At 74.1% G+C, this 13,054-nt stretch carries 11 protein-coding genes; 2 read left to right on the plus strand and 9 right to left on the minus strand.

The window, feature by feature from the left end; all coding sequences use genetic code 11:
- Positions 1-65: 65 nt before the first annotated feature.
- Complete coding sequence (locus tag M4486_RS15890; RefSeq protein ID WP_249478254.1) at positions 66-1,274, plus strand: hypothetical protein; 1,209 nt, start codon at positions 66-68, stop codon at positions 1,272-1,274.
- Positions 1,275-1,308: 34 nt separating this feature from the next.
- On the opposite strand, the gene M4486_RS15895 is transcribed toward M4486_RS15890, so the two are convergent.
- From M4486_RS15895 to M4486_RS15920, 6 genes are all read right to left on the minus strand, one after another.
- Complete coding sequence (locus tag M4486_RS15895) at positions 1,309-2,652, minus strand: aminotransferase class I/II-fold pyridoxal phosphate-dependent enzyme (RefSeq protein WP_249478255.1); 1,344 nt, start codon at positions 2,650-2,652, stop codon at positions 1,309-1,311.
- A 420-nt stretch (positions 2,653-3,072) separates the two neighbouring features.
- Positions 3,073-3,576, minus strand: coding sequence for a SufE family protein (locus tag M4486_RS15900; protein ID WP_249478256.1), 504 nt, complete (start codon positions 3,574-3,576; stop codon positions 3,073-3,075).
- The gene (locus M4486_RS15905) at positions 3,573-4,472 is read right to left on the minus strand and encodes a sulfurtransferase (RefSeq protein WP_249478257.1); all 900 of its coding nucleotides are present in this window, start codon (positions 4,470-4,472) and stop codon (positions 3,573-3,575) included. Before M4486_RS15905 ends, M4486_RS15900 begins: the two co-directional genes overlap by 4 nt.
- A 162-nt stretch (positions 4,473-4,634) precedes the next feature.
- The gene (locus M4486_RS15910) at positions 4,635-5,681 is read right to left on the minus strand and encodes an asparaginase (protein WP_249478258.1); all 1,047 of its coding nucleotides are present in this window, start codon (positions 5,679-5,681) and stop codon (positions 4,635-4,637) included.
- A gap of 9 nt (positions 5,682-5,690) precedes the next feature.
- Positions 5,691-6,260: a hypothetical protein gene (locus M4486_RS15915; protein WP_249478259.1), complete on the minus strand. Its 570-nt coding sequence runs from the start codon at positions 6,258-6,260 to the stop codon at positions 5,691-5,693.
- Positions 6,261-6,375: 115 nt separating this feature from the next.
- A complete protein-coding gene (locus tag M4486_RS15920; RefSeq protein WP_249478260.1) occupies positions 6,376-7,599 on the minus strand; it encodes a methyltransferase domain-containing protein in 1,224 nt (407 codons plus the stop codon).
- A 119-nt stretch (positions 7,600-7,718) separates the two neighbouring features.
- Between M4486_RS15920 and M4486_RS15925 the strand changes: the two genes are divergently transcribed.
- Positions 7,719-8,888 (plus strand): hypothetical protein, encoded by a 1,170-nt coding sequence (locus M4486_RS15925; RefSeq protein WP_249478261.1) that lies wholly within the window; start codon positions 7,719-7,721, stop codon positions 8,886-8,888.
- A gap of 76 nt (positions 8,889-8,964) precedes the next feature.
- Here M4486_RS15925 and M4486_RS15930 read toward each other — a convergent pair whose 3' ends face one another.
- From M4486_RS15930 to M4486_RS15940, 3 genes are read right to left on the minus strand one after another with little or no spacing between them, the layout of a single operon-like run.
- Complete coding sequence (locus M4486_RS15930; protein ID WP_249478262.1) at positions 8,965-9,543, minus strand: hypothetical protein; 579 nt, start codon at positions 9,541-9,543, stop codon at positions 8,965-8,967.
- A gap of 50 nt (positions 9,544-9,593) precedes the next feature.
- Positions 9,594-12,278 carry an ATP-dependent helicase HrpB gene (hrpB, locus tag M4486_RS15935; protein ID WP_249478263.1) on the minus strand — a complete coding sequence of 895 codons (2,685 nt, stop codon included), beginning with the start codon at positions 12,276-12,278 and terminating at the stop codon, positions 9,594-9,596.
- Positions 12,279-12,328: 50 nt separating this feature from the next.
- Complete coding sequence (locus M4486_RS15940; RefSeq protein ID WP_249478264.1) at positions 12,329-12,886, minus strand: hypothetical protein; 558 nt, start codon at positions 12,884-12,886, stop codon at positions 12,329-12,331.
- Positions 12,887-13,054: the final 168 nt, after the last annotated feature.

Raw genomic sequence — 13,054 nt, forward strand, 5'->3', positions numbered from 1 at the left:
GCCGTGGACCTCGTCGGCACAGGTGCTGAGAGGAGGGGCGGGGCCGTACGGCGCCGCGCGACACGATGACGCAACCACCGCAGAATCCCGGTCAGAACGGATGGGGCTCCGCCCCGCAGGGCGACGGCTCGGCCGACGGCGCCGCGGGCCCGCCCGACGGGCATCAGGGCTATGGACAGGACTTCGGCTCGGCCGACGGTGCCTATGGTCCGGCCGACGGCGCGTACGGCTCGGCGAATACCGGCTACGGCGATCAGAGCACCGGTTACGGCGGCCAGGGCGCGGGCTATGGCGAACCGAACTCCGGCTACGACGCTCAGACCTCGGGCTACGGCGGCCAGGGCTCGAACTATGGCGATGCGAACTCCGGCTACGGCGCCCAGAACTCCGGCTTTGGCGGCTACGGCTCGGCGAACCCCGACTACGGCGCGGCAGGCGGAGGGTATCCGGCGCCGCCCACGAGCCCCGGCTCGTCGGCCTCCGCGAATCCCTATGGCGCGGCCACGGGCGCCTCGAGCGCGCCCGCATACGGCGGGGGCGGCGACGGCTTCTCGAGCATCCAGCAGCAGGGAAGCGGAGGCGGCTCGAAGAAGTGGTGGTTCATCGGGTGCGGCGGCTGCGCGATCCTCGCGCTGCTCGCCGTCATCGCGATCATCGCGGTGTTCGCACTGGCGGGCGGCGACGATCCGGAGCCGACGTCGGGCCCCGCCACGCAGGAGCAGACGACCGAGCCCGAGGAGACCGCCGCCTCCGAGGAGCCCAGCGAGTCCGACGAGTCCAGCGAGGACGCGACCGCGTCCGACGAGGCCGGCGGCGGCTCCTCCACCGAGCGCGGGACCCGCACCGACCCGCTGCCCGCGGGCAGCACGGTCACGGTGGAGGCGATCGACGGCGGGCAGGTCGACGTGAAGCTCGGGAAGGCGAACTTCGACGCCGACGAGGCCATCGCGAAGGCCGACCAGTACAACGAGAAGGCGCCGAACGGCCAGAAGTACATCCTGGTCCCCGTGACGATCACGTACCACGGCGACGGCAGCGCGGCCGCGAACTTCGACGCCGCCGTCTCCTACGTGAGCGCGGACGGCAAGGGGTACGAGTACACGTACGCCACGACCGAGCACGACTACCTCGACGCCGAGCAGATCTACGACGGCGCCTCGGTCACGTACGACATGCCGTTCCTGGTTCCCGATTCCGACAAGGGAGACGGCACCTTCAAGGTGTCCGGACTCGTCGACTTCGACACCGACCCGGCGTTCGTCGCCGGCAAGTGACGTCGGGGCGCGGGGTGGTCCGCGCGGTGCCTGCTCAGCCCGCGCGGACGCCCTCGGCCCATGCGGCCAGGCGCCGCCCGGCCTCCTCGAGCGTCGTGCGGTCCTTGCAGAACGCCAGGCGCGCCCAGCTGCGCCAGTCCCCGGCCTCGCCCTCGGGCAGGAACGCGCTGACGGGGATCGCGGCCACCCCGGCCTTCTCGGGCAGACGGTCGCAGAGCTCGGCGGCGTCGTGCGCCCCCAGCGGCGCGAGATCGGCGAGCACGAAGTAGCCGGACTCCGCGACGACGAGGGGCAGCCCGATCCGATCGAGCGCCGCGACCAGCAGGTCGCGGCGCTCGCGCAGGTCCTCGGCGATCGCCGCGAAGTCCTCGTCGGCCATGGCGAGGCCGCGCGCGACCGCTCCCTGGAAGGGCGTGCCCGAGGCGTACGTGAGCCACTGCTTGACGCCGGTGACCGCCTCGAGGATCGGTGCCGGCGCCGTCACCCAGCCGATCTTCCAGCCCGTCACGGACAGCGTCTTGCCTGCCGAGCCCACGGAGATCGTGCGCTCCCGCGCACCGGGCAGGGATGCGACGGGCACGTGCTCGCCCTCGAAGACGAGGTGCTCGTAGACCTCGTCGGTGAGCACGAACGCGTCGTGCTCCGCGGCGGCGTCGACGACGACCTGCAGCGTCCGGGCGTCCAGCACCATGCCCGTGGGATTGTGCGGGGAGTTCACGAGCACCACGCGCGTGCGGTCGGTGATCGCCGCCCGCAGCTCCTCGGGGTCCACGTGCAGGCGCACCCGCGCCCCGTCGGCCTCGTCCGCCCCGGCGTCCTCGACGGTCTCGCGGCGGATCGGCACGGTGCGGTGCACACCGCCCGCCAGGGCGATCACGGCCGCATAGGCGTCGTAGAACGGGGCGAGCGTGAGCACCTCGTCGCCCGGGCGCACGAGCGCGAGGAGCGACGCGGCGAGCGCCTCGGTCGCGCCCGCCGTCACGAGCACCTCGCTCGTCGGATCCCAGCGCAGCCCGTAGAAGCGCTCCTGGTGGGCGGCGATCGCCTCCCGCAGGGCGGGGATCCCGGCGCCCGGCGGGTACTGGTTCAGCCCCTCCCGGATCGCCGCCACCGCGGACTCGGCGACGACCTCCGGGGGATCGGTGTCGGGGAAGCCCTGGCCCAGGTTCATCGCGCCGTGCGCCGCGGCGAGTGCCGACATGTGCGCGAAGATCGTCGGCCGCACCTCGCCGTCGCGCAGCAGGCCGGCGGCGCTCACCGCACGGGACCACGGGCCCTCGGGCGTCGGCGCGGGCGCCGGTGCTGACGAGGGCGCGGGCCGGGGCGCTCCAGCGGGCTCCGGCGCGGATGGGCGGGCGGGGGAGAGGTGATCGGACATGGTGCGAGTCTCGCAGGGTCGCGGCCGACGGGGGCCGCGTCGTCGCGGGCTGGACCGGGAGCGGCACCGGCGGCCCTCGCGAGGGGCCGGGACGACCAGGAGGAACGCGGACGTGCGCGCCGACGAGCGCCCGGACGCGCCCCGTCGGACGTCCCGCGGGCCGTACTCAAAAGTTATGAACGTGGGGTGACCTGCGGCATCACCCGCGCAGTGGTCTGCGCCACTGGTGGATCGCCCATCCGGAAACCTATAGTTCCCAGTCGTACAGGCACGGCCTGGTACCAGACGCCTCGGGTGGGGGTCCGAGGTGTCGATGTGCAGCGGCCCGCGCCGACGTGTGTCGGCGCGGGCCGCTCGCTGTGTCCGGACAAGAACGGACGGATCAGGCATCCGCCGCCGCTCGGGGACGACTGGGGACGACTACTGCAGGCCGGCCTTCTCGCCGAGCTGGCGCTTGATGCGGCCCAGCATCCCGGCCATGCCGCGCAGGCGCAGCGGGCTCACGACCTCGGCGAGCCCCAGGTTCTCGGTGGCGTCGGCCGGGACCGCTCGGATCTGGCCGACGGTGAGTCCTTCGAGACCCGCGGCGAGGATGCCCGCGAAGCCGCGCGTCGTCGGGGCCTCGGGCGGGGCCGAGAAGAACAGGCGCGCCGGGGCGTCCTCGCCCTGTCCGTCGACCTCCGTGATGACGAAGATCGGGGACTGGCACTCGGGCACCGGCTCGAGCAGCTCGGGATGGTCGCGGTAGCGCTCGGGCAGCTCGGGGAGGCCGTCGGCGAACTCGAGCAGCATCTGCACGCGATCATTGCCGGAGACCGCGTGGAAGTCGTCGACGATCTCCGTGAACGCCTCCGGGAGGGGCGCGCTCGCGCCCTGGCCGCCGGGGTCGCCGGGGGCGGTCGTGTCGCCGGGGGCGGCCGTCATCGGGCGGGCACCTCGCCCGCTTCGGAACCGGTGACGATCGGGACGCGCACGCTGTTGCCCCACTCGGTCCACGAGCCGTCGTAGTTCTTCACGTCGGCGAAGCCCAGCAGGTACTTCAGCGCGAACCACGAGTGGCTCGAGCGCTCGCCGATGCGGCAGTAGGCGATGACGGGCGCGGCGGGGTCCAGGCCCTGCTCCTGCAGGTAGACGGACTCGAGCTCGGCGCGCGGCTTGAAGCGGCCGTCCTCGCGGGCGGCCTTCGACCACGGCACGGAGCTCGCGCCGGGGATGTGACCGCCGCGCACGGCGCCCTCCTGCGGGAAATCGGGCATGTGCAGGCGCTCGCCGGTGTACTCCTGGGGGGAGCGCACGTCCACGAGCTGGCCGCCCAGGAAGGCGAGCACGTCGTCGCGGAAGGCGCGGGAGGCCTCGTCGTGGCGCTCGAGCACCGGGTACTCGGTCGCCGCGGGCTGCGGGACCTCGCGGGTCAGCTCGCGGCCCTCGGACTGCCAGAGGGCGCGGCCGCCGTCGAGCAGGCGCACGTCCGCGTGGCCGAAGAGCTCGAAGACCCACAGGGCGTAGGCGGCCCACCAGTTCGATTTGTCGCCGTAGACGACGACGGTCGTGTCCGGGGTGATGCCGGCGCGGCTCATGAGCGCGGCGAACCCCTCGCCGTCCACGTAGTCGCGGGTCACCGGGTCGTTGAGGTCCAGGTGCCAGTCGATCTTCACGGACCCCGGGATGTGTCCGGTGTCGTACAGCAGGACGTCCTCGTCGGACTCCACGACCACCAGGCCGTCCTCGCCCAGGTGATCGGCGAGCCACGCGGTGGTCACGAGCTTCTCGGGGTGCGCGTACTCCTGCAGCTCCGGTGCCGGGTCGGCGGGCAGTGCCATGGGGTGCCTCCTCCAGATCGCGTCCCGGGCGGGGCGGCGTCGGGCCGATACCGCATCGAATGGCCCACCCAGGTGTGGCGTATGGGGCCAGTCTCCCACCCTCGCACGACGAGCGGCAGGGCGGGGTGAGCCGGGGAACGGCGGACGAGACACGCGGGCACGTCAGGAGGCGAACAGTGCGAACGCCTCGCCGATGCCGGCTGCGGACAGACGGCGGGCGAGCGCGAGCTGCAGCAGCAGGCGCGCCTTGTGGGCCGGGAGCACGCCCGCCATCAGGCAGCCGCTCGCGAGCAGATCGACCTCGCTGCCCGGGTAGGAGTAGTGGTGGGTCGAGGTGCCGCCGTCGGGGATCCGGGTCGCGACGACCACGGGGACGCCCAGCTCGACGAGCCGCCGCAGCCGGGGCATAGCGCCCGCGGGCACGTGCCCCATGCCCGCGCCGTCCACGACGAGGCCGGCGATCGAGCCGACCGGCAGGCCGTCGAGGATCTCGCCCTCGTCGCCGATGCCCAGGGAGATCACGGGGACGCGGGGGAGCGGGTCGGGGAGCTGGGGACGGCCGAGCAGGCGCACGAGCGGCCGATCGGCGGCGTGCATCTCTCCCGCCGCGGGTCGCTGCAGCAGCCGCGCCGCGTCGTCGATGATCGCGAGGGCGCCCGCGGGCACGGAGCCGAAGGCGCTCACGGACCGGGAGGACAGCTTGCGCACGCGGGCGCCCAGATGTGCTGCGCCGTCGAAGACCGCGAGCACGCCGAGGCCGCGCAGCTCGGGCGCGGCCGCCGCACGGATCGCATCGCGCACGTTCGCGGGCCCGTCGGCGCCCGGCGCGTCCGACGGGCGCATGGCGCCGGTGAGCACGAGCGGGGCGTCGCGGTCCCAGAGCGCGTCGAGCACGAAGGCGGACTCCTCGAGGGTGTCGGTGCCGTGCGTGAGGACCGCCCCGCGTGCGCCCGCGTCGACCGCGGCCCGGGCTCGCTCGAGCACGGCGCGCAAGTGACCGGGCCGCACGGACGGCGAACCGATGTTCGCGACCTCCTCGTGCGTGACCTCGACGCCTGCGGGCAGACCCTCCGCGACGACGTCCGCGCCTCCCGCGCCAGGTGCGGCCCCCTCGCCGTCCGCGCCGGTCATGAAGATCGTCCCGCCCAGCGACAGCACGTGGATGCGCACGGCGGGGTCGGAAGCAGGGAGGTCGTCGGGGATGCTCACCCGGCGATCCTACGGGGCAGGAGCCTCGTCATCGGGGCCCTCGGAGTCGTCGCGGTCCGGGGCCGCGTCGTCCCTCGCCTCGAAGAGGATGGCCATGGGATCGGCCTCGGTGCGCCGGCGCTCGATCTCCTCGGGCGGGTACTGACGGACGTCGGCGCCGCCTGCCTGGCGGTAGGCGCGCTCGGTGACGTGCAGGCGCATGTCGGAGGGGATCTCGACCCTGTCGTCGTCGAGCAGGACGGCGAAGCCGCCGTCGATCGCCTCGATGCCGTGGAACGTCCCCCACGCCTCCATGCGCGGGATCTCGATCGACATGCGGTCGAGCTCGGCCATCAAGGGACCCTGCACGTGGGCGGGGTCGAGGAGGACGTCGGGCATGGCGCCGTGATGGACGCCGCCGTCGTCGGCGATCCGCTGGCGCGCCATCTGCTCGGCGAAGAGCGCTGCGAGCAGGGGGAGCGGGCCGTCCTGCGGCGGGGGCGAGGCCTCGACCCCGGCGACGGTGCGCGGGCTCGTCGCTTCCTCCGGATCGCCCGGGCCCCGCGGGTCCTCGGGTCCTGCTGCGGCTGCTGTATCCATGGCGCTCGACCTCCTCGACGGGCATCGCGGTGCTGTGCTCACCGCCCACTGTTCCACGCGTCGCGGAAGCATGCACCTCTCTCCGAGTCCCCGAGGTTCCGGGTCCGAGTCGCGCTCAGGCGATCCGGCGCAGCCGCACGAGCACCTCGTCGTGCGCGGTGTGGGGGAACATGTCCACCAGCCGCGCGGCGGCGATCCGGTAGGAGGGCATGGCCGCGAGGTCCGTCGCGAGGGTGCTCGGATTGCAGCTCGAGTAGACGACGTCGAGCACGCCCGAGTGCTCGAGGAAGCCGGCGAGGCGCTCGCCGATGCCGCGGCGGGGCGGATTCACGATCACGGCCTGCGGCGGCCCGGAGGCCTCCGCCTCGCGGATCGCCCAGGCGGTCGCGTCGTCCGCATGGAAGACCGCGTCCAGGTGCGCCTCGGCGGCGGCCGCGCGGGCGGAGTCGATCGCCTCGGGGGAGATCTCGACCCCGATCACCTCGCGCGGTTCCGGAGCGTCGGCGTCCTGCGCGCAGTGCAGGGCGAAGCCCCCGACACCGCAGTACAGGTCCCACACGCTCGTGGGGTCGATCTCGTCGATCCATGCTCCCACCTGCGCATAGAGCTGCGCGGCGACCGAGGAGTTGGTCTGCACGAACGAGCGCGGACGCACCTGCAGCGTGATCGCACGTCCCGGCTCGGGCGCCGCCGCGGCCCCTTCCGCCCGCCCTGCCATGCGCATCCGCAGCGCGGCGTCGCCGGCGAGGTGGATCTCGGTGGGGCCGTCGAGGACGGCCTTGTGCTCGGGATGGATGTTCGCGCTGACCACGCGCAGCAGCGGCTGGCTCTCGAGCAGCCGGGGGAGGTGCTCGCGGACCCTGGGCAGCGGCCTCTCGCTGCGCAGCACGAGCCGCAGCATGAACTCGCCGTCGGGCGAGACGGTGACCAGCACGTTCTTGAGCTCGCCCCGACGTCGGGGCACGTCGTAGGGAGGGACCTGGGCGCGCCGCACGAGGGCGCGCACGTCCTCGAGCAGCTCCTCGACGCCCTCCGGATACAGCGGACAGTCCACGAGGTCGACGCCCGGGCCTCCCGGCGCCTGCCCGGGGGCGGAGAGCAGACCCAGCACCGGATCGGCGGCAGTGCCGGTCGCGACCATCTTCGCGGTCGCCCGGAAGCCGGAGTCGGCGCTGCGCACGGGCGGCAGCCAGATCGCGCCGGGAGCGGTGGGATCGGCGGCGAAAGGGGCCAGCAGCTCCTGATACCGGGCCCGGGCACGCGCGATCTGCTCGTCGTGCGGGACGGGGATCAGGGTGCAGGAGCGGCAGGTGCCCGCATCGAAGTGGTGGCACTGCACGCTGTGAAGTGTACGGCTCCCCGGGGCGGATGCGGTCCGTCCGCGCCCGGGGCGGACGGGACCTTGCTAGGTTCGCGGCGGGCGGTCGGGGGACCGTCCCGGGGTGGAGCGGAAGGACCATGATGCAGGGAGGAAGCACGACGGACACCGAGTGCAGGCCCGTCACCGATGTCGCGCAGACCTGGCGCACGCAGAGGCTCTCGTTCGAGATCGCCGGGGTCGGCCGCGTGTCCGTCACCGCGGATCCGAGGTCCGCCGCCCCGGAGACCGTCGGCCCCCGGGCCGACGTGCCGCTCACGGACTCCGCGTGCGGGTCGGCGGGATCGGCGCGCGCACAGGATCCGTCCGCGTCGACGGGCGTCGGCGCCGACGTGGGCCGCGTGATCTCGACCGAACGCGCACGCGAGGACTTCGCGCTCCCCGGCGAGGTCGTCCTGATCCCGGCGCTGGGCCCCGTGATCCCGACATCGGCCCCCGTCATCCCCACCGTCGAGGAGCTCGAGGACGGCTCCATCCTCGCGATCGATGCGCCCGCGCCGGAGGGCCCGGAGCCCGTCGATCCTGAGGATCCCTTCGAGCCCCCGTCGGCGATCGACCCGGGGGACCCGGCGGCACCCGGGGAGGAGCCCGACGGGGCCGGCCCGGAGCCGGTGGAGCGGGACGATCGCAAATGGCTGCGCACGCAGCAGGTCCTCCAGGCCGTCTGGGGTCCGGGAGTGATCACGGGCTCCGGGGCCCTGATCGCCTCGGACCGCACCTGGTTCGAGCCGGCGGTGGCGATCATGCGGGAGGCCGACGTCGTCGGGACCGCCCGGACCGATGAGGACGTGGACCTCGTGGAGATCGCGCGCGCCGCGGCCCGCGAGACCGGACAGGTCGCGGTCGTCCACGTGCACGACGGCGTCCTCGACGTGCTCCCCACCGGCACGGATCCGCGGGTGCCGCACCTGCAGGCACTGCCCGCGCGCGCCACCAGGTGGCCCGGCATGTGCCCGCTGACCGGGGTCGACGAGCTGCTGCCCTGCCGCGCCGAGGGCGGTCCCGACGGAGAGGACGACATCCGCGCGCGCCTCGCCTTCGATGCCCGGCGCGCGCTCGCCGTCGGACTGCTCGGCTGCGGCGTCTGCCACGGGCGCGGGCGCACCGACGACGGCCGGGGGAACGACGTCGACGTGCCGCTCACGCTCGCCCTCTCCCTGGGCCAGATCCCGCGGATCACCCTGCGCACCGGCGAGACGATCGAGATCGATGCCCTCGCGGACATCTACGCGGCCGGGGAGCCGTTCTAGACAGAGACCGGGCGTTTCCCGGGCCAGCCAGCCGACGACTGGCACAAGGAGTCGCAGGCATCGGGCATTGCAGTGATCAGGCGTCCTGCCATTGGACGATCCGAGCCCTGTCCAGAGGTACCGATCCGAGGGACAGCACATGGGGAGTGCGATGGAACCAGGCACCGCCGCGCTTGCGGCGAGCCAGGTCCTCGAGCCACGCCCGGTTCCCGGGCGTCGTGATTGCTGAGGAGCTGTATCCCTCCCGCGTGAACGCGGTCACCTCGCTCTCGTGGATCGCATCTCCCGTGGAGCTGACGAAGCGATCGAGGACCACTGCGTCCGGGAGATCGTCGATGGGCACGGCCCAGAATTCCTGCGGTGCCAGTGCTGTTCCGGTGAGCTCCCGCCATGCCTCCCAGATGGCGTGCGGCCGGATCGGACTCATGAAGACCACATCGATCCAGGTCGCATCCGTCCGAGGGATGCGTGTTTTCGGCAGACGCCGCCGTTCCGGGGTGTCGCCGTACTTCGCGATCGCCTCCGAGAAGGCAGCGTGGTCCCGCTCGCGGAGCACGCTGAGCGGGATGAGTTCCGTCGCCTCGGCGTTCGCGGATGTGCGCAGGTGGAATACGCATCGTTCGAGGTCCATCGGATCATCCTCGGCTTGGTCCATGGGTTGCCTCCTCGGGTCGGCGACGGTTCACGGCAGAGAGCTGTCGAAGTTCAGTGACGCCCTTCCTGGCGCCGCGCGGTCCGGGCCGTGGCGGGAGCGGTCCAGGGGTCCTCGGGCCAGGGATGCTTGGGGTAGCGCCCGCGCATCTCCTTGCGGACCTCCTGGTAGGGGCCGTCCCAGAAGGAGCGCAGGTCGTCGGTGACGGCGAGCGGCCTGCGCGCGGGGGAGAGCAGGTGGAAGAGCACGGGCACGCGTCCGTCGACCAGGCGCGGCGTCTCGGCGAGGCCGAAGAGCTCCTGCAGCTTCACCGCGACCACGGGCCTTCCCGATCCGTCCGCCGCGGTCGAATCCGATGATCCCGTCGCGGCCGACGCGTCGGGATAGTCGATCCGGGCGGTCGAACCCGACGGCACCGCGAGCCGTTCCGGGGCGAGCTGGTCCAGCCGCGCGGCCTCCGGCCAGGGCAGCAGGCGCCGCAGCGCGGTGGTGAGGTCGAGGCGGGAGAGCGGGGCGTCCGGACGCAGTCGCAGCAGGTCCGGCAGCAGCCAGGTCTCGAGGGAGGCGAGCAGCGAGGCGTCGTCCATCGCCGGCCACGGATCGCCGAGCTCACGATGGATCAGGGCGAGCCGAGAGCGCAGGCTCCGTGCGGGAGCATTCCAGGTCAGAGCATCGAGACCATGCTCCCGGAGGTGGGCGGCGCGGGCGGGGCCGACGTCGTCCGCCGTGGCGGCCACCGGCGTCGCGCGCAGCACGATCGCGCCCAGTGCGCGCTCCTCGCGCACCGAGACCTTCCCGCCCTCGAGCCGTGCCCGGCGCGTCGCGCGCAGCAGCGGGCCGGCGAGCTCGAGCGCCGAGTCCTCCTCGAGCGGGGCGGCGGAGCGGATGACGGCGCCCGTCCCGTCCGCGGCGCGCCCGTCGGCCCGCTGCACCTCTGCGATCGCGAGCCAGTCGCTGCCGCTGAGGCCGGAGCCCTCCGGCAGGGCGGCGCGCGTGCCGCCGGCGAGCAGGTAGCTGCGTGCTCCGGTCGCGGTGAGGCGTGCGATCCGCTCGGGCCGCGCGAGCGCGAGGACCTGACCCGGGAGGTCGTGCGGGAGGCCCGAGGCGCCGGCGGGCGACGGGGCGGTGTCGTTCCTCGCCTGCGCGCCCTCGGCGATCCGGCGCAGGCGGGTGACCTCGCGCCGCCAGCGGTCCGCGCCCGGTGCGCGGCCCGCGCGCAGATCGCGCAGCAGACGCGGCAGGTCCGCGTCGGGCGCGCGATGGTCGTCGGAGATCGCGGCGATCACCTCCGCGACGGCCTCGGGTGCGGCGAGGCGTTCGGCGCCCTCGAGCAGGGCGCGCGCCTCCCGCACGCCGACGGGCAGGCGGGCGACCCGCCTGCCCAGCGCGTTCGCCCTGCCGTCGGCGTCGATGAGCCCCAGGCCCGCGAGCACCTCGACGGCCCGCGCCGCGGAGGCCCCGGGCGGGGGAGTGAGCAGCGGCAGACCGGGGAGCAGGGTGGGATCGGCCCCCGTCCCCGTCCCGGGTTCGCCCGGCGCCGCCCACGGCGACCCCCACGCCGCGACCAGCAGGGCCGCGTCCGTGAGGTCCGCCGAGGCGATCTCGGGCGGGGAGATCGCAGGCATCCGCGCGTCGTCCGTCGCCGAGTAGGCGCGCACCGCGAGGCCCGGTCCCTGGCGGGCAGCTCGGCCCGCCCGCTGGTTCGCGCTCGCGCGTGATGCGCTCACGGTGACCAGGCCCGTCATGTCGCGCGCCCGGTCCCGTCGGACCTCCCGGGAGAGCCCCGCGTCGATCACGAGGCGCACGCCGGGCACCGTCAGGGAGCTCTCGGCGAGAGCGGTGGAGACGACGACGCGGCCCGGCAGGTCGTGTCCCGGTGGTGGGGTGTCGGTCCCTGCCTCTTCCGGTGCCCGCCCGCGCGTGGCCCGGTCCTGCTCGCGCGCGGGCAGACGGCCGTGCAGAGGCAGCACCTCGAGATCGGGGGCGCGCGAGCGGATCCTGCGCACCAGCTCGTCGACCTCCCGGGCGCCGGGCACGAACACGAGGGCGTCGCAGTCCTCCTCGGCCCGGTGCTCGATGGTGATGCGCGCGAGATGGTCCAGGAACTCCCGGGTCACGCCGCGGGCGTCGAGCCGAGGGGCGCTGCCGGGCTCGTGCGCGATGCGCAGCGGGTGCAGGGGAGCGGGGACGTCGACCACGCGCGCCCCGCCCAGCAGGTCCGCGACCTGCGCGGCATCGAGCGTCGCCGACATCGCGACCACCGTGAGATCCTCCCGCAGAGCCCGCACCTCGGCGAGCATGCCCAGCAGCAGATCGCCGTCGAGCGAGCGCTCGTGCACCTCGTCGAGGATCACCGCGTCCACGCCCTCGAGCTCGGGATCCGCGAGCAGCCGGCGCAGCAGGACGCCCGGGGTGAGGACCTCGAGACGCGTCTGCGGGCCGACGTGCCTCTCCCCGCGCACGGTGAGGCCCACGCGCTCGCCGAGGCGCGAGCCGTCGAGCTGCGCGATCCGACGCGCGGCGGCGCGCACGGCGACGCGCCGCGGCTGGGTGACCAGGATGCGGCCGGGCACGAGGTCCGCCACGAGCGGCGGCACGAAGGTGGTCTTGCCGGTGCCTGGGGGCGCCGTGACCACGAGCGCACCGGTCGTCGCGGCGTCGGCGAGCTCCTCGCGCGCGTCGGCGACGGGCAGACCGGCGCCGATCGCCGCGAGGTCGAAGGGACGGGGCGTCGTCATGGGAGAGGGATCATCGCAGGTCGTCGAGCGCTTCGGCGGATGCCGGCCGCTCAGTCGATGAGGTCGAACTCGACGGAGTCCTTGCAGACGCTCGTCACCGACAGCGTCCACTGGTCCACGGAGATGGTGTCGCCCACGTGCGCGGTCTCGATCGGCCTCTGCGTGCCGTCGATGTCCGCGACGAGGTCCGCGCCGTCGTCGTCCGTGAGGTCCTCGAGCGAGACCTTCAGCGTGAGGTCGTCGCGCTGGGGCAGCGCCGGGTCGTTGGGCTTCTCGCCCTTCACCAGGAACGCACCCTCACCGGTGCACGCGTCCGTCAGCTCGGGCTTCTGCTCCGGCGGCGTCACGGCGATCGGCTCGGCCGATGCCGAGGAGTCGCCGGTCGAGCCGCTCGACCCGCCGTCGGACGCGGCGCCGCCGTCGGAGGCTCCGGCGCCGGAGGCCTCGGACGAGCCGCCGCCGTCGGACTGCGCCGCGCCGGAGTCGGCTCCGTCGGACGCTCCGTCCCCGCCGCTGCAGCCCGCGGCGAGCACCAGGGCCGCACCGAGCGCGCACGCGAGGGACACGGGGCGACGGGCGGCGGCGAGGCGGTGAGGGAAGCGCTGCACTGCGGTCTCCTTCGAAGTGGGGGTGGGGGCCGACGGGGCTGAGGGGACTCACGGAGCCGTGGGCCGAGTCCACGCTACCGGAGCGGTGCCCGACTCACGAGGACACATGAGAGGCGCACGGACCGACCGTGCGAGAGACTGGCGCGGTCGCCGGAGGCGACACGCACG

The sequence above is a fragment of the Brachybacterium kimchii genome, assembly GCF_023373525.1.
GTDB lineage: Bacteria > Actinomycetota > Actinomycetes > Actinomycetales > Dermabacteraceae > Brachybacterium > Brachybacterium kimchii.